The following is a 22,917-nucleotide window of genomic DNA, read 5'->3' on the forward strand; positions in this document are numbered from 1 at the left end:
TGATTGAGTCTCAGCCCTAACTGTTCATGGGTATACGTTCGTTGACCCGTGAACAGGACTAGCCGTTATGAACCTCCGCAAGATGACCAAGGCTGTCGCCTACCTCCGCGTTAGCACTGATAAGCAGGGCAAGAGCGGCCTAGGGCTAGAGGCTCAGCGGGAGGCAGTGGCCCGATACGTTGCTGCCAATGGCGTTGACCTGATCGGGGAGCATATCGAGGTTGAGACGGGCAAGGGAGCTAATGCCCTGTCCAAGCGGCCTGAGCTTGTCGCTGCCCTAGCTATAGCCAAGCGGGAGAAGGCTGGCCTGATTATCGCCAAGCTCGATAGGCTTGCCCGCAATGTCCATTTCATATCCGGGCTGATGGAGACAGGCGTAGAGTTCGCCGTCGCTGACATGCCGAACGCTGATCGCTTCCAGCTTCACCTATTCGCGGCACTGGCTGAGAAGGAGGCTGAGGTAATCAGCCAGCGTACCAAGGCCGCTCTAGCCGCTGCCAAGGATCGGGGGACTGAGCTAGGCAAGCATGGCAAGGTGCTAGCTGCCCGCAATCAGGCTGAGGCTATGGACCGGCTAGAGCCTATCGCCGCTGATCTACTGGCATTGAAGGCTGAGGGGCTGTCCGTTCGCAAGATGGTCGAGGCTCTGAATAGCCGGGCCATCCCTTCGCCAGCCGGGGGCAAGTGGCATCCTGCCAGCCTGCACAAGGCGCTTGCTCGATTGGACGCCCGCTAGATCGCCCGGAGACGGGCCGCAGGAGTCGATATGGGAGGCTCAGGGTATCGACCTAGCCGGGATACCGTGGCGGCTCTGTATGGGGCTGAGAGAGGCTGGCCAATGTTGCGCCATAAGTCTGACGGCATTTCGGGACCGTTAGGCAATAGAAGCCGCATAATGCTTGTGATGGCTTAGGCTTAACGTCCAAATCCGGACGATCATAATTCAGCACCGTCTTGATACAGAACCATTCATACCGCCCAAGCTAGGTAGCCCTAGGAACGCCTGACAGTGCGATAACTGTAGATACCACAGCCCGCGAGGGTTAGCCGTAGGGCGAAGGGGTGTGCCATCTTAACAGGGTGACATGCGGTATCGGACGCTGGCACTACAAGCGACGTATTATCTAACTCAGGATCATGCTGCTGTATTTGCTTCCCACTGACTGTAGCTATGGCGTTCGGCCATTACCTATGTAGTCGATTATCCTCATACCTGCATTGCGGGTAAGCTCCATCTTGGAAGCTCTGGGGGGTAGGGGGGACGCTGGATACAGCTTCTATATATCTAATCTAGGATCATACTAGTATATGTATATCCTACTCTACGGCCTTGCATCCGTATTCCCAATGCAAAATCTCATTCTTCCGATAGCCTCAGATTAGTTGTTACCTGTTCCTGTTCAGGTGATCGCTATACGTCAGCCTGAGGCTATCAGAGGAATGACTGCCATCTTCCTCCTAGTACGCATTGCTCATCTAAACCAATGATGCCCATCGGCCCTGAGCAATAGCCAGCCTGCTGACTGTAGCATTGCCCCTAGTTGGCAGTCAGTAGGCGACCCCCTTTCCATAGCTGCAATATCCCTGTTCCCGTTTGCTTATGTGCAAGCGGGCGGTCTGTCTGTAGCTTTTGTCAATATTACTCCACCCAAATCAAAGGATAACCTATGAACCCGGTGCCTGTTAATCTCGACCGTCTCGATGATCCCCGCATTGCTGCTCATATTGACAAGGTAGATAGCCGTGTCCGTGGCGGCTTCCGCCTTTGCTTGGATATCCTAGGTATCCCGCTTCCCGAATACGCAAAGACTAAGCCTGCTGGCCGTCCATCCATCGCCAAGCTGATGGCCGCTGCTGATGCAGATAGCGGGACCATCTATACCTATCGCGATGAGAAGATGAAGACTGGGGCATCCGCTCCCAAGCTCTAATTCGCCTTAATAGAAACAGGATAAAACTATGACCAACAAAGATACCCTTGCCGCTATCGCTATCGAGATTGAAACGCTCGGCGACGAACTACGCAAGGTTAGCAATTACATTGATATCCTTGGCAAGCCTGCCGTTGATAAGGCCGCCGCGATCAATAAGGCCCTCGTCAATGCCAAGGATCGCTTTGCTACTGCCCTCGCTGACGAACAGGTGGAAGCTCGCAGTCAACGGCTTAGCCGCTTCTCTGATATCCGCGTTGAGGTGAGGCCCGGTGACAACCTGAATAGTACCGGCTTCCTCATTAAATATGTGCGGGATACATGGGATATCACGGCCAATGCTAGCGTCCCCAAAGAGCATGAATGCAACGGCTTCTCGGCTCTGGACGATGATGCCTTTGATTATCTCGTTACGGAAAAGCCCCATGCCATCCCTGCCGCTATCATGGCGCTGGCGCCGGGTAAGCCACGGGAGGCGTTCACCCTGTATATGCAGGGCAAGCAGCGCGGATACTTCACGAGCGCTCTAGCGGCGTAATGGCTGGCGATAGCTGGGATGATCGGGGCAGCGGGCAAGCGCCCAGCCGTCCCCGGTCAGACTATATCCCGAAGGTTCGCCTGATCCCTACGACGCTAGATGATCTGATGAACCGGGCAGGCGATTACGCCGATGCCGTTAAGGCCCATGTCGAATACACCGCTGTCTCTACATGGCTGATGAAAGCTGACCACCCGTTAGCCGCTGCCTCCATCCCCGTTGAAGCCGGTAACTTGTCCGTCCTGCTGACAAGGCAGGCGCTAGAGCATGAGGCAGGCTGGCCTAAGCTGACCAGCAACGCGCCGCCGCCACTCTACGACCTACCTGAGGATGCCCAAGGCATAGCCCGCCGTATGGCCGGAGACATTCATGCGCTCTGGGAAGCTGCTGGCCGTCCGTACCTTGGGGCCAATGATTGCAAATTTGCCTTCCAGTACCTCGCCGCCGCCGTCCGTAAGGGGATCATCCCGCCTATCCCGACCCTAGGCGAAGTTGATCCGGTCCCCGCTGCCAAACCGGCAAAGCCCCACATTCTCGATATGCTGAAAGAAACCACATGACCGCACTAACTCCCCGTCAGGCCATCAAGGTCAAGGCGGCTCTATCCCTGATCGCTGTACACGGTCACAATCCCCGCACTGTACAGCAAGCCGCTACGGCTGAGTTGGCTAAGGGCTATCCCGCCAATATCGCTTACAAGAATGCTATTGATGGCTTCATTGCCCGTGTCCCTGCTATGGGTAACACGCTGCATCTTGCCATTGATCTGATCCACAATAGCGATGATGCTACGGTAGCTCTCTATGACCGGGCGCTTACCGAGTACAATAACACCGGCGATGACAGTTGCCTTGATGGCCTTGCCCCTATGATACTTGAGGATGCCAAGGCGTTGGCTATCAGCAAGGGTGAAGTGACCGAGGCTGATGCAGCCAATTGGACTATTGAGGATGCGCTTGGCAGCACGTCCGAAGCCTTTGCCGATACCCCTGATGTTCCCGACGCCACGACGCTGGCACCGGGACAGACGGCCAATAGCTCGTTCGGCTTCAATGGCTTTCCCAGCCCTGCCGCACAGGCTCCCTCAGCGCCCGCTCAGGCGGCAACGGGTCCGCAGTGGGTACAGACTGCGACCGGCTTCCGCCTCGTTGCACAGGCCCCGGCAAGCGGCCCTCAGGTGGGGCAAAGCATGACGGGCTATGATCCCTATCAGGCCAGCCGCAGCCCGACCGGCATCCGGGTAGCTCAGACCGGGGACGCCGCCCGCCGCTCGCATGGCACCCCGGTAGGCGACATTGCCTATTCCGCGACCGGCACGGGATACCGAGTGACCCCGACCGGGGAAGCTGCCCGCCGTGAGGCTGGCGTACCACTTGGCGATAACGTCTGATCTACTGACTGTTAACGATTAGAGCGGCACGGTTACTCAATAGGAGATAGCCATGTCGTTCACGGAAGCTGAGAAGCAGCACTGGCATACCGCTAGGAAAGCTGGCCTTGATCCCGAGGATTACAGCCCCGAGGAATTAGCCGCTGAGTTGAAAAGCCAAGAGGCTAATGATGATGGCGATGAGGGCATAGCCGCATCATCGGTATGCGAGCATTGCGGCCACGCATTGCCTCAGCCCAGCACGGCAGAGTTTCCGCTATGCCATGCCTGCCAAGGCTGATCGGCAACCCCGTCTAAATCGGCCTGCGAGACTCCCTGAGAGGCGATAGCTCATCCCGGCCTACAGATACCCGACCGCATCCAATCGACTCCTGACGGGGCTGAGCGGGGCGATTTCGGGTATCTGTATGTCGCGTTCGTTCAAGGCTTGGGAATGACCAGTCCCGGCACCCGATAAGATGCAATGGCCGCTACCATTACCCGCATAGATGGAGCAGCCCCGTACTTGTCGGCAGCGTCTTTACCTTCATGCCCTTGGAACTGTCGGCATACCCGCTCAGGGATGCCAGCATCTACGGCATGGGTTTTCCATGTATGGCGGAACGAGTGAAAGACTTTAGCCTTATCCTCAATCCCGCAATCCTGCTTATAGCGGCTAAACCACTGGCCTACCTTGTCGGTTAGTTTCTTGCCAATGCCTACAGCCTTCAAGCCGGGAAATACGCGACCTGTCTGATCTGGAAGCTTGGTAACGTAGTCGATGAACCCTAGCTCTATTAGCTTGGGATGCAGCGGGACAAGCCTATTGCTCGCCTCATTCTTGATCTGATTAGGCAAGGCATCATCATCCGGCGTATCTGTAATGTCGATACACCATACCTCTTGCCGCTTATCGTCATCGTCTATGTAGGCAACGGGCTTCACGTCCTGCACCCGTAGCTGTCCAATCTCTTCCCGCCTTGCTCCCATGAACAGGGCAAGCAGGGGCAGCCAATAGACAGCCTCACCGTATCCACCCTTAGGCCGTTCACCCTTGGCATGAACCGGGCCAGCGAACAGGGCATTGAGGTCATCGGTAGAGAAGTCTTTCCGCTTCTCTCCCCGCTCAGTGACAGCCATCTTCACATCGCGGGCCACGTTGACGGGTACGATATCCTCTTGTGCAGCCCACTCTAGCAGGGTCCGCAGATAGGCCAGCCGATCCCGTACATTGACCTGAGAACGGGCAGGGTCAGCTATCAGCTTGCGCTTGTAGGCCATCACATCGGCCTTGGTGATTAGCTCGACAGACTTACGGCCCATCATGGAATTGAACAGCTTGGCATCCCGCCAATAGGCATCCTTGCCACGGGGCGACGGCTTACGCTCAGCGGCCCACCCATCGAGGATATCTGTGTCTAGGTATTTGCCTTTGCCCTCATTGGCCTTGGCATCGGGGCTGTACTCAACGGCCTGATTTTGGCTTTCCGATGCGCGGGCATTCTGGCCGAACCGGGCATGAAGGGAGTTTAGCAGGGCTTCCCGATCCGCCCCGGCTGTCTCCCGCTCATGCTCGACTAGCAGCCTGCCAGCCCTAGCTATGTCAGCTAGCGATCCCTCAGGTTCCTTACCGGCGCTCAGGGCATCCATGATCGGAGATAGGGCCTCAGCCTCCATGTCGGTGGCGAATAGCTCGTCAGCTACATGGTCCTCCTGCTCTTGCTCCTGTTCCCAGCGGGTCCGCTCCCGCTCAATCTGAGCAGGGGACGGGGGAGCTTTCGGCTTAGGGGCAGGCTTGCCAGCTAGGGACCGGGTAGCATCTGCTAGCAGCTTGTCCGTCTCGACAGTGTGAGCAGGGATGCGGAGCTTGGCCTCAGCCCGATCCTTGGACCGTAGCGACAGCATGAACTCAGCCCGACCGCCAAAGGCAGGCCGTAGCTCGACAGGGATTGCCCGCCGAAAATAGTAGGTAGAACCGCGCTTAGCGAGATAGGTACACATGGCTTTCAGCCCCTGTTACATCTGTAACAGCCGCCTGTAAAAACCGTTGTTTCTCAATTATTTCCTAGGCTTTTCAATAGCCTAGGGAGAATGGTGCCCAGAAGAGGACTCGAACCTCCACGACCTTGCGATCGCCAGCACCTGAAGCTGGTGCGTCTACCAATTCCGCCATCTGGGCACGGGGTAGGCCCGCGCCTTTAGGGTAGGGTTCGAATCCTTGTCAACGGCTTTTTTGCGGGGCAAAGGGGCGGTGCACAAAAAATCTGGCGAATAAGGACGGGCATGACGAACAAGCTGGTGACGCTGATCGGCGGCGGGGGTTTCCTGGGCCGCTATGTCGCACGCGAATTGATGCGGGACGGGACGCGGGTTCGGATCGCCCAGCGCGATCCGCGCCAAGCCTATTTCCTGCGCACCCAGGGCGGGCTGGGCCAGACCCAGTTCGTCGCGGCTGATATCGCCCGGCCGGAGACGGTGGCGCGCGCGGTCGAGGGTGCTGATGCGGTCGTCAACCTGGTCGGCGTGATGGGCGGCAATATGCAAGCCATCCATGTCGAGGGCGCGCGCGCCGTGGCGGAAGCCGCGCACAAGGCCGGGGCCGGGGCGCTGGTCCATGTCTCGGCGATCGGCGCGGATGAGAATGGCGCCGCCGCCTATGCCCGGTCCAAGGGGCAGGGCGAGGCCGCGGTGCGCCAGGCTTTCCCGAACGCCACCATCCTGCGCCCGTCGATCGTGTTCGGGCGCGAGGATCAGTTCGTGAACCGCTTTGCCGGCATGGTGTCGGCGCCGGTGGTGCCGATCCTGCGCGCGGGGGTGAAGTTCCAGCCGGTGTTCGCGGGCGATGTCGGCGAAGCGGTCGCCCATGCGCTGCGCGATGCCGAGGCGCATGGCGGCAAGACCTATGAGCTGGGCGGGCCGGATGTCCTGTCGATGGGCGAGCTGATTCGCTGGATCGCCCAGACGCTGGGCCGCAAGCCCAGCTTCGTCGAGTTGCCCGACTTTGCCGGGGCGCTGCTGGCGCGCCTGCCGGGTTCGCCGATCAGTTGGGACCAGTGGCTGATGCTGCAAGCGGACAATGTCGTGGCCGCGGGCGCGCAGGGCCTAGCCGAGCTGGGCGTGACGGCTGCCCCGCTGGCGACGGTCGCGCCGGACTATCTGATCCGTTTCCGCAAGGCGGGCCGGTTCGGGCGACGGGCGGAGACGCTGGCGGCCTGAGCCGTCCCACCTTAACAGTCTTTATCATTTCGCTGACAGCCCCGTCGCCCTATGGCGGCGGGGCTGTTTTAGCATTTGGGGACTCGCGTGAACGACCTGATAGCCGCCATCATCCTTGGAATCGTCGAGGGCGTGACCGAATTCCTGCCGGTGTCCTCCACCGGCCACCTGATCCTGGCGGGCGCTTTGCTCGGTTATGACGATGCGCGCTGGCAGATGTTCAACATCGTCATCCAGCTGGGCGCGATCCTAGCCGTCGTCGTCCTCTATTGGCGGACCTTCTGGACGGTGATGACGGGCCTGGCCAAGCGCGACCCCGGTTCGATCCGCTTCGTGCGCAACCTGCTGATCGCCTTCATTCCAGCCGCCGTGATCGGCGTGTTGGCGAAAAAGCATATCGAGGCGCTGCTGCTCCAGCCCAAGGTCGTAGCGGTCGCGCTGATCGTTGGCGGCATCGTGATCCTGGTCATCGAGCGGCTGGTGAAGCCCGGCAATACGCGCGGCATCGCGGCGGTCCCGGCCAAGACGGCACTGGGCGTCGGCTTCCTCCAGTGTCTGGCGATGATTCCGGGCGTCAGCCGTTCGGGTGCGACGATCCTGGGCGCACTGACCCTGGGCGTCGAGCGGCGCACGGCGGCGGAGTTCAGCTTCTTTCTCGCCATTCCCACCATGCTGGGCGCGAGCGTCGTCGAGACGGCGGGGCATATGGATGCCATGCGCGCCGGGAACAGCGTCGGGCCGATCGAGATCGCGATCGGCTTCGTCGTGGCCTTCATCGTCGCCTTGCTGGTCGTGCGCTGGTTCGTCGGCATCGTCGGCAAGCATGGCTTCGGGCCGTTCGCCTGGTATCGAATCGTCGCGGGCAGTATCGCGCTGGCCCTGTTGACCCTGCATTGATATCAAATCGGACCTATTTATCTGCGGGTCGGTCGCAATAAGGCGGCTGGCCCGCTATAATCGTTGTTAAATAAGACAGGTATGCTGTCGTATCTGTCGATTTGGCAGTGACAAGACGGTGTTCGCGCAATATCCGCATCTTCGGAGGCGCATATGGCGAACGATTCTATGCTGAAGTTTGTAGGCCGCAATCAGGCCTATCCGGCCAAGCGGGCCGCGGAGACCCGCGCGGAGGATTTCCGCGAGATCGCCGAGCGTTATGCGCCACCGGCGGCGGAGGATCAGGCGGGGCGATGCTCGCAATGCGGCGTACCCTATTGCTCGGTCCATTGCCCGCTGCACAACCATATCCCCGACTGGCTGCGCCTGACCGCCGAGGGGCGGTTGCGCGAAGCCTATGAGCTCTCGAACAGCACCTCGACCATGCCGGAGATTTGCGGCCGCATCTGCCCGCAGGACCGGCTGTGCGAGGGCAATTGCGTCATCGAGTTTTCGGGCCACGGCGCGGTCACGATCGGCTCGGTCGAAAAGTTCATCACCGACACCGCCTGGGAAGAGGGCTGGGTCGAACCGCTGGTCCCCGGACCCGCGCGGGGCCAGTCGGTCGCGGTGATCGGCGCGGGGCCTGCGGGCCTGACGGCGGCCGAATATCTGCGCGTCTCGGGCTATGAGGTTCACGTCTATGACCGGCACGACCGGGCGGGCGGGCTGCTGACCTATGGCATCCCCGGCTTCAAGCTGGAAAAGCCCGTCGTCATGCGCCGGGTCGAGCGGCTGAAAGCGGGCGGCATCGTCTTCCATGAAGGCTTTGCGGTCGGCGAGGATGCGACGCTGGAGGAGCTGCGCCGTCGTCATGACGCGGTGCTGATCGCGACCGGCGTGTACAAGGCGCGCAATGTCGAGGTGGACGGTGCGGGCGCGAACGGCGTGATCGCCGCGCTCGACTATCTGACCGCCTCCAACCGCAAGAGCTTCGGCGACACGGTCGAGGCGTTCGAGAACGGCTCGCTCAATGCCGAAGGCAAGAATGTCGTCGTGATCGGCGGCGGCGATACCGCGATGGACTGCGTGCGCACCGCGATCCGCCAGGGCGCCAAGTCGGTGAAGTGTCTTTATCGCCGCGACCGCGCCAACATGCCGGGCTCGCAGCGCGAGGTCGCCAATGCGGAAGAAGAGGGCGCCGAGTTCGTCTGGCTCTCCGCGCCTTTGGGTTTCGAGGGTGGCGAGACGGTGACGGGCGTGCGTGCCGCCAAGATGCGCCTGGGTGCTCCCGACGCCAGCGGCCGCCGCGCGCCGGAGGCGGAGCCGGGTGCCGACCATCTGCTGGAGGCCGACATGGTCATAAAGGCGCTGGGCTTCGATGCAGAGGACCTGCCGAGCCTGTTCGGCACGGCGGAACTGGGCGTCAGCCGCTGGGGCACGGTGCTGGTCGATGGCCGCACGCTGATGACCAGCCTGGACGGCGTGTTCGCGGCGGGTGACATCGTGCGCGGCGCGTCGCTGGTGGTGTGGGCGATCCGCGACGGGCGGGACGTGGCGCAGGCGATGCACAAGTGGCTGAAGGCGCGCGCCAAGACCGCCCAGCGTGAAAAGGTGGCCGCATGATGCGCCGTCTCGCTTTCCTCATGCTGCTGGTCGCCGCGCCGGTCGGGGCCCAGACTGCACCTGCACCCGCGACGACGCCCGATGCGGGTGGACGGATCGAAACCGCGCGGGCGCTGGTCGCCAAGCTCAACCTCGACAAGACGCTCGATCTGCAGTTTTCGAGCCTTATGCCGCTGATCGCGAACAATATGGTGACCGCGTTGCAGGGCGATCCCGCCATTCCGCAGGCGCTGAAGGATCGGCTGACGACGGCCGAGACCCGTCGCCAGGTCGGTGAGATCGCGACGGAGGAAATGATGGCCGCGTTTCGCGCGCGCTATCCCGATATCGCCGAGGCGGCGGCCGAGGAATATCGCCGCAACTTCTCCGAGGCCGAGTTGAAGGCGATCGTCGCGTTTTACGACTCGCCGACCGGCCGGCGGCTGCTCCAGCTGCAACCGCAATTGCAGCAGCGTCTGGCCGAAGCGGGCCGTGCGATCGGACAGCAGGCGGGCATGGCCGCCTTCCCCAAGATCCGCGCGCGGATCGAGGCGCTGGGCGGGGCCAAGGGCACGAAGTGATGCTGGCGGGCGGCCTCGGGGCGATGGCCTTGATGCTGGGCGGCGCGATGCAGGCCGCGCCGGTCGGTGAGGCGGCCTCGCGCCCGGCTGCGCTGACGCTCGCGCGGTTGCTCTATCCGGAGGCGCTGGTCGTCAAGGCGGCTGGCACCGATGCCATGGTGGCGCAACTGCTTGCGAGCGATCCGAGGATGAAGGCGCGCGAGGATCGGCATCCCGGCATCGTCCGGGCGATGGCCCAGGCGGTACAGCCGCTGCGGGTACGCTCGATGCGGGAACGGATGCCCGTCCTGTGGCAGCATCAGGCGGCGATCTTTGGTGCGGCGTTCTCCGAGCCTGAGCTGGCGACGCTGAACCGCTTCTACGCTTCGCCCCCGGGCCAAGCGCTGGTCGCGACGATGCAGGGCGGCACGGTGCCGCCGAATGAGACGATTCCGGCCGGGCTGGTCGATCGTGTCCGGGCGCTGCGGCCCCGGACCGAGGAGACGGTCCTGACCTGGATGATGGAAGAACAGCCCTGGGAATGGGGCGAAACGGAAAAGGCCGTGGCGGGGGTGATGACCCGGTTCGGTGAGAGCGGAGAATGACGATGGACCAGCGCCAATATCTCGCCGAGCATGGCATGTACCGCCCCGAGTTCGAGGGCGACGCGTGCGGCGTCGGCATGGTCGCGGCCACCGATGGCCAGCCCTCGCGCCGGGTCGTCCAGTCGGCGATCGACGCGCTGAAGGCCGTGTGGCACCGCGGCGCGGTAGATGCCGATGGCAAGACCGGCGACGGTGCGGGTCTGCACGTCGACCTGCCGCACCGCTTCTTCGACGATGCGATCGCCGCCTCGGGGCACAAGGTGCTGCCCAACCGGCTCGCGGTCGGCATGATCTTCATGCCGCGCACCGATCTGGGCGCGCAGGAAACCTGCCGCACCATCGTCGAGAGCGTCATCATCGAGGCGGGCTATACTATCTATGGCTGGCGCCAGGTGCCGGTCGACGTGTCGGTCATCGGCATGAAGGCGCAGGCGACCCGGCCTGAGATCGAGCAGATCATGATCGCCGGGCCGATGCCCGACGAGGTCGATGCCGCCGAGTTCGAGAAGAACCTGTATCTGATCCGCCGTCGCATCGAAAAGCGCGTGATCGCGGCGCAGATCAGCGGCTTCTATATCTGTTCGCTGTCCTGCCGTTCGATCATCTACAAGGGGCTGTTTCTGGCCGAGAGCCTGTCGGTCTTCTATCCCGACCTGCAGGACCACCGGTTCGAGAGCCGCGTGGCGATCTTCCACCAGCGTTATTCGACCAACACCTTCCCGCAATGGTGGCTGGCGCAGCCCTTCCGCTGCCTGGCGCATAACGGCGAGATCAACACGATCCGTGGCAACAAGAACTGGATGCTCAGCCACGAGATCCGCATGGCCTCGATCGCCTTCGGCGACAATTCGGAGGACATCAAGCCGGTGATCCCGGCGGGCGCGTCCGACACCGCCGCGCTCGACGCGGTGTTCGAGGCGATCTGCCGGTCGGGCCGCGATGCGCCGACCGCCAAGCTGATGCTGGTGCCCGAGGCGTGGCAGAAGGACCTCGATACGCCCAAGGCGCATGCCGAGATGTACCAGTATCTCGCCAGCGTCATGGAGCCGTGGGACGGCCCGGCCGCCCTCGCCATGACCGATGGCCGCTGGGCGGTGGCGGGCATGGACCGCAACGCGCTGCGCCCGCTTCGCTATACGCTGACCGCCGATGGCCTGCTGATCGTGGGCTCGGAGAGCGGGATGGTCGTGGTCCCCGAAGCCACCATCACCGCCAAGGGCCGTCTGGGGCCGGGGCAGATGATCGCCGTCGATCTGGCCGAGGGCAAGCTCTACGACGACCGCGCGATCAAGGACCAGATCTCGGGCGAGCAGGACTATGCCGCGATGATCGGCGAGTTCCTGACCATGGACCAGCTGCCCCAGCCGTCCGAGGGCGAAGCGCTGGTGCGGATGCCGCGGGCTGAGATGCTGCGCCGTCAGGTCGCGGCGGGCCAGACCATGGAGGATATGGAGCTGATCCTGTCGCCCATGGCCGAGGGGGGCAAGGAAGCCATCGGCTCGATGGGTGACGATACGCCGCTGGCGGTCATCTCCGACAAGCCGCGCCTGATCAGCCAGTTCTTCCGCCAGAATTTCAGCCAGGTGACGAACCCGCCGATCGACAGCTTGCGCGAACGCTATGTGATGTCGCTCAAGACCCGGTTCGGCAATCTCGCCAACATCCTGGACACCGAGGACCGGCGCGAGCGCGTGCTGGTGCTGCCATCCCCGGTCCTGACCGGCGCGGACTGGCACCGGCTCAAGGCGCATTTCGGCCGTTCGGCGGCGGAGATCGACTGCACCTTCGAGGCCGATGGTGGTCCCGACCGCCTGCGGGCCGCGATCCAGCGTATCCGCAACCAGGCCGAACAGGCGGTGCGCGAGGGCCGGTCCGAGCTGTTCCTGACCGACGAGCATGTCTCCGAAGGCCGTGTCGCGATCGCGGGCGTGCTGGCGGCGGCGGCGGTGCACACGCATCTCGTCCGTCGGGGCCTGCGCAGCTATGCGTCGATCAACGTGCGCTCGGCCGAGTGCCTCGACACCCATTATTATGCGGTGCTGATCGGCGTCGGCGCGACCACGGTGAACGCCTATCTGGCCGAAGCCGCGATCGTCGATCGTCATGGGCGGGGCCTGTTTGGTGACATGAGCATCGAACAATGCCTGACCAACCATCGCACCGCGATCGAGGATGGCCTGCTTAAGATCATGGCGAAGATGGGGATCGCGGTGATCTCCAGCTATCGTGGCGGCTACAACTTCGAGGCGGTCGGCCTGTCCCGCGCGCTGGTCAACGACCTGTTCCCCGGCATGCCCGCCAAGATTTCGGGCGAGGGTTACAACTCGCTCCATTACTCGGCGATGGTCCGTCACGAAGCGGCCTGGGACCAGCATGTCGCGACGCTCCCGATCGGCGGCTTCTACCGCCAGCGCGATGGCGGCGAGACGCATGCCTATTCGGCGCAGCTGATGCACCTGTTGCAGACGGCAGTCGCGACCGACAGCTATTCGACCTATCTGCAATTCGCGCGCGGCGTCGGCGACCTGCCGCCGGTTTACTTGCGCGACCTGCTCCAGTTCAACTTCCCCAACGAAGGCGTGCCGGTCGATCAGGTCGAGGCGATCACCGAGATCCGCAAGCGCTTCGTGACGCCGGGCATGTCGCTGGGCGCGCTGAGCCCGGAGGCGCATGAGACGCTGGCGATCGCGATGAACCGGATCGGCGCGAAGGCGGTGTCGGGCGAGGGTGGCGAGGACAAGCTGCGCTACCAGCCCTATGACAATGGCGACAACGCCAACTCGACGATCAAGCAGATCGCGAGCGGCCGCTTCGGCGTGACGGCGGAATATCTGAACGCCTGCGACGAGATCGAGATCAAGGTCGCGCAGGGCGCCAAGCCCGGCGAGGGCGGGCAGCTGCCCGGCTTCAAGGTGACCGAGTTCATCGCCAAGCTGCGCCATGCGACGCCGGGCGTGACCCTCATCTCGCCGCCGCCGCACCACGACATCTACTCGATCGAGGATCTCGCGCAGCTCATCTATGACTGCAAGCAGATCAACCCGCGCGCGCGCGTCTGCGTGAAGCTGGTGTCGTCCGCTGGTATTGGCACGGTCGCTGCGGGCGTGGCCAAGGCGCATGCCGACGTCATCCTGGTCTCGGGCCATGTCGGCGGCACCGGCGCGTCGCCCCAGACCTCGATCAAATATGCCGGGACCCCGTGGGAAATGGGCCTGTCGGAGGTCAACCAGACGCTGACCCTCAACGGCCTGCGCGGGCGTATCCGCCTGCGTGCGGACGGCGGCCTGAAGACCGGCCGCGACATCGTGATCGCGGCGATCCTGGGTGCCGAGGAGTTCGGCATCGGTACGCTGAGCCTCGTGGCGATGGGCTGCATCATGGTGCGCCAGTGCCATAGCAACACCTGCCCGGTCGGCGTCTGCGTGCAGGACGAGCGGCTTCGCGCCAAGTTCACCGGCACGCCGGAAAAGGTCATCAACCTGATGACCTTCATCGCCGAGGAAGTCCGTGACATCCTGGCGCGCTTGGGCGTGCGCTCGCTGGACGAGGTGATCGGGCGGACCGAGCTGCTGCGCCAGGTCAGTCGTGGTGCCGAGCATCTCGACGATCTCGACCTCAACCCGGTGCTGGCCAAGGTCGATGCGACCGATGCCGAGCGGCGGTTCAGCCTGTCGACCTTCCGCAACGAAGTGCCCGACAGCCTGGATGCGCAGATCATCAAGGATGCGAGCGCTGTGTTCTCGCGCGGCGAGAAGATGCAGCTGACCTATTCGGTGCGCAACACGCACCGCGCGGTCGGCACGCGGCTGTCGTCGGAGATCACCCGCAAGTTCGGGATGAGCAAGCTGGCCGACGGGCACGTCACCGTGCGACTGCGCGGGTCGGCGGGCCAGTCGCTGGGCGCGTTCCTGTGCAAGGGCATCACGCTGGAAGTCTTCGGCGACGCCAACGACTATGTCGGCAAGGGCCTGTCGGGCGGCACCATCATCGTGCGGCCTGCGGTCAGCTCGCCGCTGGCCAGCCAGAAGAACACGATCATCGGCAACACGGTACTCTACGGTGCGACCTCGGGCCGTCTGTTCGCGGCGGGCCAGGCGGGCGAGCGTTTCGCGGTCCGCAACTCGGGCGCGGTCGTGGTGGTCGAGGGCTGCGGCGCGAATGGCTGCGAATATATGACCGGCGGCACCGCCGTGGTGCTGGGCGAGGTCGGCGCGAACTTCGGTGCGGGCATGACCGGCGGCATGGCCTTCATCTACGACCCCGAAGAGCGTTTCGCGCGGCGTGCCAACCCCGAGAATATCGTGTGGCAGCGCCTCGCCTCGGCCCATTGGGAAGGCGTGCTGCGCGGCTTGGTCGAAGAACATGCGGCGCGGACCGACAGCAAGTGGTCCAAGGGCCTGCTGGAGGACTGGGACCGGGTGGCCGGACATTTCTGGCAGGTCTGCCCGAAGGAAATGCTGACCCGCCTGGCGCATCCGCTCGACGACAGCGTCGAGGCGGTCGCGGCGGAGTAAGCGAACGATCCTCCCCGGCACGGGGAGGTGGCATCGCGAAGCGATGACGGAGGGGGGCTGGCCGCACCGGACGTCCCTGGCGGCCAGCCCCCTCCACCATGCTGCGTATGGTCCCCCTCCCTTTGCAGGGGAGGAATAGATGGGCCCCATGGATGACATTCCCGTCATCCCCTTAACCCAAATTGCGGAACCGTTCCGCCGCCGTGACGGTTAGGCCGCGATGCAGAATGGGGAGGGCCCGATGACCATCGACCGGCAGAAGATCGAACGAGGGGGATTCATCCTCTTTCTCACACTCATCACCATCGGCCTGCTCGCCGTGGTGTCCAGCTTCCTGGTCGCCCTGCTGTGGGCGGCGCTGGCGGCGATCCTGTTCCGGTCGCTGTTCCAGTGGCTGCTGATCAAGACCGGCGGGCGGCGCAGCCTGGCGGCCGGGCTGACTATGCTGATCATCACCTTTGCGGTGGTGGTGCCGACCCTGGTGATCGGCAGCATGGTCGTCGACCAGGCCTCGGGCGTCTATCTGAAGATGCGCAGTGGCCAGATCGACTTCGCGCAATATTTCCAGCAGGTCCGCGACGCGCTGCCCCAGCGGTTGCGCCAGGCGATGGACAATTCCGGCATCAGCAGTTTCGAGGGGCTGCAGCAGCGCATCTCGCGCACGCTGAGCAGCAGCGTGAGCCAGATCGCGACGCAGGCGCTGTCGATCGGTCGCAACGCCTTTGCCTTTGCACTGACCTTCGGCGTGGGGCTCTATGTCGCCTTCTTCCTGATCCGCGATGGCGATCGGTTGGGGCCCAGCTTCGTGCGCGCCCTGCCGCTCGATCGCAATGTCGCGACGCGGCTGGTCGATACCTTCGTCACGGTGGTGCGCGCGACGATCAAGGGGTCGGTCATCGTCGGGCTGGTGCAGGGTGCGCTGGGTGCGATCACCTTCTGGATCGTCGGGGTGCCCGCCGCGCTCCTCTGGGGTGTGTTGATGGCGATCGCGGCGCTGCTGCCCGCGATCGGTCCGGCGATCATCTGGGGCCCGGTCGCCATCTATCTGCTCGCGACCGGCGCGGTGTGGCAGGGAGTTGTGGTCGTCGCCTCGGGCGTGCTGGTCATCGGGCTGGCCGACAATATCCTGCGCCCCATTCTGGTCGGGCGCGACACCGGTCTGCCCGACTGGATCGTGTTGCTGACCACGCTGGGCGGCATCGAACTGCTGGGACTGAGCGGCATCGTCGTCGGCCCGGTCGCCGCTGCGCTGTTCCTGGCGGGCTGGCGCATCCTGAGCGAGCAGCGGGGCATCTTCCAGCCCGCCGAGCCGTCGAATTGACAGCCATCGGGTCTAAATTCGGACAAGGCGGCGCACGAAGTCTGTTTGCAGCGCAATAATCGCTCCCTATGGTCCGCCGCCGGGCGGGGTCGTGCGGGCCCGTGAAGGGGGATGGGAATGCGAATGCGACCAGGGGTCTGGGTGGCCGTGTCCGGCATGGCCTTGACCCTGGCGGGCTGCGGCGATGGCGGGAATGCGGTCGCGCGCGCGGCGGGGGCCCATGGCGCGACGGTCGAGCTGCCGATCCCCGACGCTTCGCCGCCCGCCCGCACCGGCGCGGCCAAGGCCTCTCGGTCCGACGCGCTGCCCGGCGAGATCGCTGCCAATCCCGGCGCGACCCTTTCGACCATCGGCTTCCCGCAAGGTGGCGCGGGGCTGAGCGATGAGGCCAAGGCGGCGCTCGATCGGGTTGCGGCCGATCCGGCGGTGAAAAGCGGTCGCCTCGTCCTGCGCGGTCATTCGGACAGCGAAGGCGACGACGCGGCCAATCGCATCATGTCGCGCAAACGGGCCGAGGCGGTGCGCGACTATCTGGCGCGCAAAGGGCTGGAGCGCAGCCGGATGAGCGTGATCGCGCTGGGCGAGACCCGCCCCATCGCCCCCAATGCCAAGCCCGACGGCAGCGACGACAGCGCCGGGCGCGCCCGCAACCGCCGGGTCGAGATCGAGCTCGACCGCGCTCCCTGACGTTTGCCGCCGCGCCGTAGCGGAACCACGATCCATCTGAACCGCTGGACCCGCGACAAGAGGTGCAGGAGATGGTGATGAACGGTAAACGCTGGGCAGGGGCGATCGCGGGCGGGCTGGTCGCCGGGCTGGGTATCACCGCGCTGCTGGTGGCGGGCGAGCGGAAAAGCGGTGAGCCTTCCGAACTGGCCCAGCTGGAACGCGCCGCCGCCGCGAAGATCGGCCGCACGCCGCCCCCCGCCGATCAGCGGCCCGACGCGCGCGAACAGGCGGTGGTCCAGGGCGCTCACCTGTTGCTGTCGGTGCTGGCGGGCATGGCCTATGCCGCCGCGACCGATGATGAGGCCGCGATCGTGCCGAGCGGCATCGGCTTCGGCCTGGCCTTTTACACGTTGGCGCATTGGGTGGCGGGCCCGGCGCTGGGTTTGAAGCGGCCGGAGTGGGAAAGCGATGGCAAGACGATCGCGATGCACACGCTCAACCACCTGGTTTTCGGCCTGGCAGTGGCGGGCGGCGCGACGGCGGCGACGCGGGCAAGCTGAGCCTCGACCAGTGGGATAGCGATTGGTTATGGTCGGGCCATGGTTCGTCTCCGTCGCCATGGCCGCGCGTCGCTTTGCCTAGCTCTGATCGTACTGGCGATGCCCGCTTCCGCACAGACGGAGCTGGCGGGCGCGGACATCTATATCGGGACGCTGGAGCGTGACGGTCATGCCATCGTCCTGCGTCGCTGCGATCTGGTGGAGAACCGTTACCTGCTGGAGGACGCGCCCGGCGGTAAGGCGCTGGCTGCGGTGCGAAAGGCGACGCTGCCCGCTTATGGCGAGGTGCTGGCGCACTATGCCGAGCGTGACGGACAGTCGATCCTGCTGGTCGAGAGCGTCGAGCGATTGACGCCGGGCAAGGACTGTCATCTGGGCCGGGCGCTGGAAGATATCGGGCGCGGCGCGGACGCATGGTAAGCGGACCCGCGTCGCGGCCGCCGATTGCCGACCCGGCCATGGCCGCCTAAGGCCGCACCATGGCCAAGGGTGATCGACTGGCGCGGCTGGACGCGCTCCGCGAGGACATGGAACGCGATTATCGCGAGGCGCTGATCGCGGCGTTGCGCATCACGGCGGCGGGCAAATGGGGGCTGTTCGATCACCGGAAGGACCGGGCCGCCCGCGCGGCGGCGGCACCGGTCGTCGCGCAGCTGACCGAGATGGGCGAAGAGATCGACGCGGCGCGGGCGCAGCTCGGCCTGTCGCCCTTTGCGCTCCATGCCGAATTCCTCGCCGCGCGCGGGCCGGTCGGGCCCGAGGCGGTGGGAGAACCGAAACAGGCGCAGGCCTGGCTCGATCGTCTGGCGGCGGAGGGATAAGTATTTCCCTCCCCTGTAAGGGGAGGTGGCAGGGCAAAGCCCTGACGGAGGGGTGTCCACGCTGGCGGTGACACCCCTCCACCATGCTGCGCATGGTCCCCCTCCCCTTGCAGAGGAGGAATATCGCTTACGCCGCCTGCAACGCCTCCATCGCCACGGCGGCGATGTCGTTGCCCAGCTGCTCTACCCGTGCCGGATCGGCGTCCCAGGCGAACATGAAGCGCGCGCCGCCGCCGATGAAGGTATAGAAGCGCCAGCCGCGCGCGCGGAGTCCTTCGAGCACCGGCTCCGGCGCGCTGAGGAACACCGCATTGGCCTCAACCGGGAACATCGGCGCGATGCCGGGCAGCCCCGCGACCCGCGCGGCCAACGCTCGCGCGCAGCCATTCGCATGGGCCGCATTGGTCAGCCACGCTCCGCTGTCGAGCATCCCGATCCACGGCGCGGCCAGAAAGCGCATCTTGGACGCCAGCTGCCCCGCCTGTTTGCAGCGATAGTCGAAATCCTGCGCCAGCACGGGGTCGAAGAACAGGATCGCCTCGCCGACTGCCATGCCGTTCTTGGTGCCGCCGAAGCAGAGGACATCGACGCCCGCGCGCCACGTCATGTCGGCAGGCGAGCAGCCCAGCGCCGCGCAGGCATTGGCGAAGCGTGCCCCGTCCATATGTAGCCGCAGGCCCAGCTCGCGACACACCGCCGACAGGGCGTGGATTTCGGGAATCGTATAGACCTGCCCCGTCTCGGTCGGCTGGGTGATGGTCACCGCGCGCGGCTTGGGGAAATGGATGTCCGACCGGCCGGTGGCTAGCGCGCGCACCGCCTCGGGTGTCAGCTTGCCGTCCTCGGTCTGCGCGACCAGCAGCTTCGATCCATTGGAGAAGAATTCCGGCGCGCCGCACTCGTCGGTCTCGACATGCGCGGAGGCCGAGCAGATGACGCTGTGATAGCTCTGGCACAGTGCCGCCAGCGCCAGCGAATTGGCGGCCGTGCCGTTGAAGGCGAAGAAGACCTCGCACTTGGTCTGGAACAGGGTGCGGAACGCGTCGGCGGCGCGCTCGGTGTAGGGGTCTTCGCCATAGGCCGGGACATAACCCTGATTGGCCTCGGCCATCGCGGCCCAGGCTTCGGGACAGATGCCCGCATAATTGTCGCTGGCAAATTGCTGGGGGGCAGAATGTTGGGGAACCACTGCGCTCATCACAAATCCTTCGTACCTATGACGAGTCGGATGAGGAAAGTGGCGGTTCGTCCCGTTGTTGCCGGTTCGGCCACATCCCTCTCCACGCGGAGAGGCACCACCTTGCCGGGGGGCAGGTTGGTGCCGGACGTTGGCCCGACTCTTGATGCTGGTGGCGCATTAGCGGCCCGTATCGGGATTCGCAAGCGCAGCGAACGGCAAAGCATTGCGCATCGCCCGCGAAAGGTGGAAGCGTATACCCATGAATATCAGGACCTCGCGCCGCGGTAGCAGCGCTCCCACCATCAGCGATGTCGCGCGCGCCGCCGGCGTGTCGCTGATGACCGTGTCGCGCGTCATCAACAACGAAGCCAATGTCCGTCCCACCACCCGCGAAAAGGTCGAGGCGGCGATCGCGCAGCTGAACTACGCGCCCAACCCCGCCGCGCGCAGCCTGGCGGGCGCGGCGCAGATCCGCATCGGCATGCTCTACAGCAATCCCAGCCAGGGCTTCCTGAGCGAATTCCTGCTCGGCACGCTCGACCAGGCATCGCGGCTGGACGTGCAGATGGTGGTCGAGAAATGCGAGATCGGCGACCATGAGGTCGAGGTGACGCGCCACCTGATCAAGGGCGGGATCGACGGCGTGATTCTGCCGCCGCCGCTGTGCGAGGCGGAGCCCATCCTGTCGCTGTTGCGCGAGGCAGGGGTGCCGACCGTCGTCGTCGCGACCGGCCAGCCGCCCGCCGAGATGCCCGACACCGCGATGGCGGTGCAGATCGACGACCGCGCAGCGGCCGAGGAGATGACCCGGCACGTCATGACGCTGGGCCATCGTCGCATCGGCTTTATCTGCGGCAACCCCAATCTGTCGGCGAGTGCCCGGCGGTATGAGGGGTTTCGCGCTGCGCTGGAGGCGGTGGGCGTGCCGTTCGACGAGGATCTGGTCGCGCCGGGGCTCTATACCTATCGCTCGGGGCTCGACGCCGCCGAACGGCTGCTCGACCTGGCAGAGCCGCCGACCGCGATCATCGCGTCGAACGACGATATGGCGGCGGCGACGGTGGCGGTCGCGCATCGCCGGGGGCTGGACGTGCCAAGCGACCTGACGGTTTGCGGGTTCGACGACACCACCCTGTCGACGACGATCTGGCCCGAGCTGACCACCATTCACCAACCGATCGCCGATATGGCACGCGCGGCGGTGGAGATGGCCGCAACCGTCATCCGCCAGAAGAAGCTGGACGCCGCCTCGCACCGGATGCTCGATTACAGCCTGATTCGGCGCCAGTCGGATGCCGCGCCGCGCCGTCGTCCGCGCGGGATTTGACGCAAAGATCGTGCGGGCAGGCCGATCCGGGACGAACCGCATGGCCCGCGCTGCACGGGCGCTTGACGGCGCGATGATTTAAGATAGCGTTACCATTTGAGAGCCGTGTGCATCTGCGCCGGTGACATGACAGAGTCGTACGGATAGGCGAAGACGCGAACCGTACGGATGAGGAGAGGGCCCGAAGTGACCGATACGACCAGGGGTGGGGGCGCCGGAAGCGTCAACCACGGATTCATCGCCGCGATCGTCGTTGTTGCGACCATCGGCGGTTTCATGTTCGGCTATGATTCCGGGGTCATCAACGGCACCCAGAAGGGGCTGGAGGCCGCGTTCGACCTCGGTCGCCTGGGTGTCGGCGTCAATGTTGGTGCGATCCTGGTCGGCTCGGCGATCGGTGCGTTCGGCGCAGGGAGGCTGGCCGACGCGATCGGCCGCCGCAACGTCATGATGCTGGCCGCCGGTCTCTTCTTGGTCAGCGCGCTGCTGGCGGGCGCGGCGAGCAGCTCGGCGATCTTCATCTTCGCGCGCATCATCGGCGGCCTGGGCGTTGGCGCGGCGAGCGTCATCTCGCCCGTCTATATCTCCGAAGTCACCCCGGCCTCGATCCGCGGCCGCTTGTCGAGCGTGCAGCAGGTGATGATCATCACCGGCCTGACCGGCGCCTTCGTCGCCAACTTCGCGCTGGCTCGCTATGCCGGTGGCTCGACCGCCGAGTTCTGGCTGGGCTTCCCGGCGTGGCGCTGGATGTTCTGGCTTCAGGCGATTCCGGCGGCGATCTATTTCCTCGCGCTGACCATCATCCCGGAAAGCCCGCGCTTCCTGGTCGCCAAGGGCCGCGATGCCGAGGCGCACACCGTGTTGACCAAGCTGTTCGGCGAGGCCGAGGCCACCCGCAAGGTGGCGGAGATTCGTGGTTCGCTCGCCAGCGACCAGCACAAGCCCAAGCTGTCCGACCTGATCGACAAGACCACCGGCAAGATCCGCCCGATCCTGTGGGCCGGTATCGGCCTGGCGGTGTTCCAGCAGCTCGTCGGCATCAACGTCGTCTTCTATTATGGCGCGACCCTGTGGGAAGCGGTCGGCTTCTCGGAGGATTACGCGCTCCAGACCAACATCCTGTCGGGCGTGCTGTCGATCGCGGCCTGCCTGTTCACCATCGCGACCGTCGACAAGATCGGCCGCAAGCCGCTGCTGCTGATCGGTTCGGCGGGCATGGCGGTGACGCTGGCGATCGTCGCCTATGCCTTCTCGACCGCCGTCACCGGCGCGAACGGCGCGGTGTCGCTGCCCGGCAATAACGGCGTGATCGCGCTGGTCGCCGCCAACCTCTACGTCATCTTCTTCAACGCCAGCTGGGGACCGGTGATGTGGGTCATGCTGGGCGAGATGTTCCCGAACCAGATTCGCGGATCGGGGCTGGCCGTCTCGGGCTTTGCCCAGTGGATCGCCAATGCCGCCATCTCGGTCAGCTTCCCGGCGCTGGCCGTGTCGCCGGGCCTGAGCGTGACCTATTTCGGGTACGCCTTCTTTGCGGCGGTGTCGTTCTTCTTCGTCCGCGCCATGGTCAACGAGACGCGTGGCCGCGAGCTGGAAGACATGGCGGGCTGATCGTCCTGATCTTCGAACGCCTGACAGGCCCGCTTCCCCATGGGAGGCGGGCCTTTTCTTTGCGAAATCCCGGCCGCAAGCCCCGGCCGCCGCTCGGGCGGAACGGAGAAGGGGGGAGGGTGCCTTAGCGCCCCGCCTGGATCAGGATCGAGTCGGACGGCAACAGCCGGTCCATGAAGGGCAGCATGGCCGCACCGATGGCGGGGGCGTCCTG

At 64.6% G+C, this 22,917-nt stretch carries 21 protein-coding genes, 1 tRNA gene, 1 pseudogene and 1 riboswitch; of the genes and pseudogenes, 19 read left to right on the forward strand and 4 right to left on the reverse strand.

Annotated elements, in window-relative coordinates; genetic code table 11:
* Window positions 1-67 precede the first annotated feature (67 nt).
* From SB4_RS16930 to SB4_RS19815, 6 genes are all read left to right on the forward strand, one after another.
* Window positions 68-736: a recombinase family protein gene (locus SB4_RS16930; protein ID WP_082670260.1), complete on the forward strand. Its 669-nt coding sequence runs from the start codon at window positions 68-70 to the stop codon at window positions 734-736.
* 931 nt (window positions 737-1,667) lie between these two features.
* The gene (locus SB4_RS16935; protein WP_058753517.1) at window positions 1,668-1,931 is read left to right on the forward strand and encodes a hypothetical protein; all 264 of its coding nucleotides are present in this window, start codon (window positions 1,668-1,670) and stop codon (window positions 1,929-1,931) included.
* A gap of 28 nt (window positions 1,932-1,959) precedes the next feature.
* The gene (locus tag SB4_RS16940; RefSeq protein WP_058753518.1) at window positions 1,960-2,469 is read left to right on the forward strand and encodes a hypothetical protein; all 510 of its coding nucleotides are present in this window, start codon (window positions 1,960-1,962) and stop codon (window positions 2,467-2,469) included.
* Entirely contained in the window at window positions 2,469-3,029 is a 561-nt protein-coding gene (locus tag SB4_RS16945) for a hypothetical protein (protein WP_058753519.1), read from the forward strand. The genes SB4_RS16940 and SB4_RS16945 overlap by 1 nt, the downstream gene beginning before the upstream one ends.
* The gene (locus SB4_RS16950; RefSeq protein ID WP_058753520.1) at window positions 3,026-3,859 is read left to right on the forward strand and encodes a hypothetical protein; all 834 of its coding nucleotides are present in this window, start codon (window positions 3,026-3,028) and stop codon (window positions 3,857-3,859) included. Before SB4_RS16945 ends, SB4_RS16950 begins: the two co-directional genes overlap by 4 nt.
* 52 nt (window positions 3,860-3,911) lie before the next feature.
* Complete coding sequence (locus SB4_RS19815; protein ID WP_153006303.1) at window positions 3,912-4,139, forward strand: hypothetical protein; 228 nt, start codon at window positions 3,912-3,914, stop codon at window positions 4,137-4,139.
* Between the two features lie 140 nt (window positions 4,140-4,279).
* On the opposite strand, the gene SB4_RS16955 is transcribed toward SB4_RS19815, so the two are convergent.
* From SB4_RS16955 to SB4_RS16960, 3 genes and pseudogenes are all read right to left on the reverse strand, one after another.
* Entirely contained in the window at window positions 4,280-5,488 is a 1,209-nt protein-coding gene (locus tag SB4_RS16955) for a site-specific integrase (protein WP_193753864.1), read from the reverse strand.
* Between the two features lie 177 nt (window positions 5,489-5,665).
* Window positions 5,666-5,839, reverse strand: a pseudogene (locus tag SB4_RS20625) (DUF6538 domain-containing protein); the annotation flags it as partial.
* Between the two features lie 91 nt (window positions 5,840-5,930).
* A tRNA-Leu gene (locus tag SB4_RS16960) sits at window positions 5,931-6,017 on the reverse strand.
* Between the two features lie 104 nt (window positions 6,018-6,121).
* Between SB4_RS16960 and SB4_RS16965 the strand changes: the two genes are divergently transcribed.
* The 11 genes from SB4_RS16965 (at window position 6,122) to SB4_RS17015 (ending at window position 18,585) form a co-directional block, all read left to right on the forward strand.
* Complete coding sequence (locus SB4_RS16965; RefSeq protein ID WP_058753522.1) at window positions 6,122-7,054, forward strand: complex I NDUFA9 subunit family protein; 933 nt, start codon at window positions 6,122-6,124, stop codon at window positions 7,052-7,054.
* An 87-nt stretch (window positions 7,055-7,141) separates the two neighbouring features.
* Entirely contained in the window at window positions 7,142-7,951 is an 810-nt protein-coding gene (locus SB4_RS16970; RefSeq protein ID WP_058753523.1) for an undecaprenyl-diphosphate phosphatase, read from the forward strand.
* Window positions 7,952-8,104: 153 nt separating this feature from the next.
* A complete protein-coding gene (locus SB4_RS16975; protein WP_058753524.1) occupies window positions 8,105-9,556 on the forward strand; it encodes an NAD(P)-dependent oxidoreductase in 1,452 nt (483 codons plus the stop codon).
* Complete coding sequence (locus SB4_RS16980) at window positions 9,553-10,116, forward strand: DUF2059 domain-containing protein (RefSeq protein ID WP_058753525.1); 564 nt, start codon at window positions 9,553-9,555, stop codon at window positions 10,114-10,116. The genes SB4_RS16975 and SB4_RS16980 overlap by 4 nt, the downstream gene beginning before the upstream one ends.
* A complete protein-coding gene (locus tag SB4_RS16985; protein WP_058753526.1) occupies window positions 10,116-10,700 on the forward strand; it encodes a DUF2059 domain-containing protein in 585 nt (194 codons plus the stop codon). Before SB4_RS16980 ends, SB4_RS16985 begins: the two co-directional genes overlap by 1 nt.
* Window positions 10,697-15,214, forward strand: coding sequence for a glutamate synthase large subunit (gltB, locus tag SB4_RS16990; RefSeq protein ID WP_153006304.1), 4,518 nt, complete (start codon window positions 10,697-10,699; stop codon window positions 15,212-15,214). Before SB4_RS16985 ends, gltB begins: the two co-directional genes overlap by 4 nt.
* A gap of 241 nt (window positions 15,215-15,455) precedes the next feature.
* Window positions 15,456-16,535, forward strand: a complete 1,080-nt coding sequence (locus tag SB4_RS16995; protein ID WP_058753535.1) for an AI-2E family transporter — start codon at window positions 15,456-15,458, stop codon at window positions 16,533-16,535.
* Between the two features lie 117 nt (window positions 16,536-16,652).
* Window positions 16,653-17,222, forward strand: a complete 570-nt coding sequence (locus tag SB4_RS17000) for an OmpA family protein (protein ID WP_241488667.1) — start codon at window positions 16,653-16,655, stop codon at window positions 17,220-17,222.
* A gap of 77 nt (window positions 17,223-17,299) precedes the next feature.
* Window positions 17,300-17,764 carry a hypothetical protein gene (locus SB4_RS17005; RefSeq protein WP_153006305.1) on the forward strand — a complete coding sequence of 155 codons (465 nt, stop codon included), beginning with the start codon at window positions 17,300-17,302 and terminating at the stop codon, window positions 17,762-17,764.
* A gap of 39 nt (window positions 17,765-17,803) precedes the next feature.
* Window positions 17,804-18,184: a hypothetical protein gene (locus tag SB4_RS17010; RefSeq protein WP_153006306.1), complete on the forward strand. Its 381-nt coding sequence runs from the start codon at window positions 17,804-17,806 to the stop codon at window positions 18,182-18,184.
* A gap of 59 nt (window positions 18,185-18,243) precedes the next feature.
* Entirely contained in the window at window positions 18,244-18,585 is a 342-nt protein-coding gene (locus SB4_RS17015; protein WP_058753531.1) for a hypothetical protein, read from the forward strand.
* Between the two features lie 127 nt (window positions 18,586-18,712).
* On the opposite strand, the gene SB4_RS17020 is transcribed toward SB4_RS17015, so the two are convergent.
* Window positions 18,713-19,783 (reverse strand): threonine aldolase family protein, encoded by a 1,071-nt coding sequence (locus SB4_RS17020; protein ID WP_058753532.1) that lies wholly within the window; start codon window positions 19,781-19,783, stop codon window positions 18,713-18,715.
* Window positions 19,784-19,827: 44 nt separating this feature from the next.
* Window positions 19,828-19,937, reverse strand: a riboswitch (SAM-I-IV-variant riboswitch).
* Window positions 19,938-20,024: 87 nt separating this feature from the next.
* Here SB4_RS17020 and SB4_RS17025 point away from each other — a divergent pair.
* Together SB4_RS17025 and SB4_RS17030 are read left to right on the forward strand one after the other, a co-directional pair.
* A complete protein-coding gene (locus SB4_RS17025) occupies window positions 20,025-21,092 on the forward strand; it encodes a LacI family DNA-binding transcriptional regulator (RefSeq protein WP_058717344.1) in 1,068 nt (355 codons plus the stop codon).
* 168 nt (window positions 21,093-21,260) lie between these two features.
* Window positions 21,261-22,703 carry a sugar porter family MFS transporter gene (locus SB4_RS17030; protein WP_058753533.1) on the forward strand — a complete coding sequence of 481 codons (1,443 nt, stop codon included), beginning with the start codon at window positions 21,261-21,263 and terminating at the stop codon, window positions 22,701-22,703.
* Window positions 22,704-22,917 lie beyond the last annotated feature (214 nt).

Origin of the sequence: Sphingomonas sanguinis, assembly GCF_001476905.1 — a bacterium.
In the GTDB taxonomy this organism is placed as follows: domain Bacteria; phylum Pseudomonadota; class Alphaproteobacteria; order Sphingomonadales; family Sphingomonadaceae; genus Sphingomonas; species Sphingomonas sanguinis_B.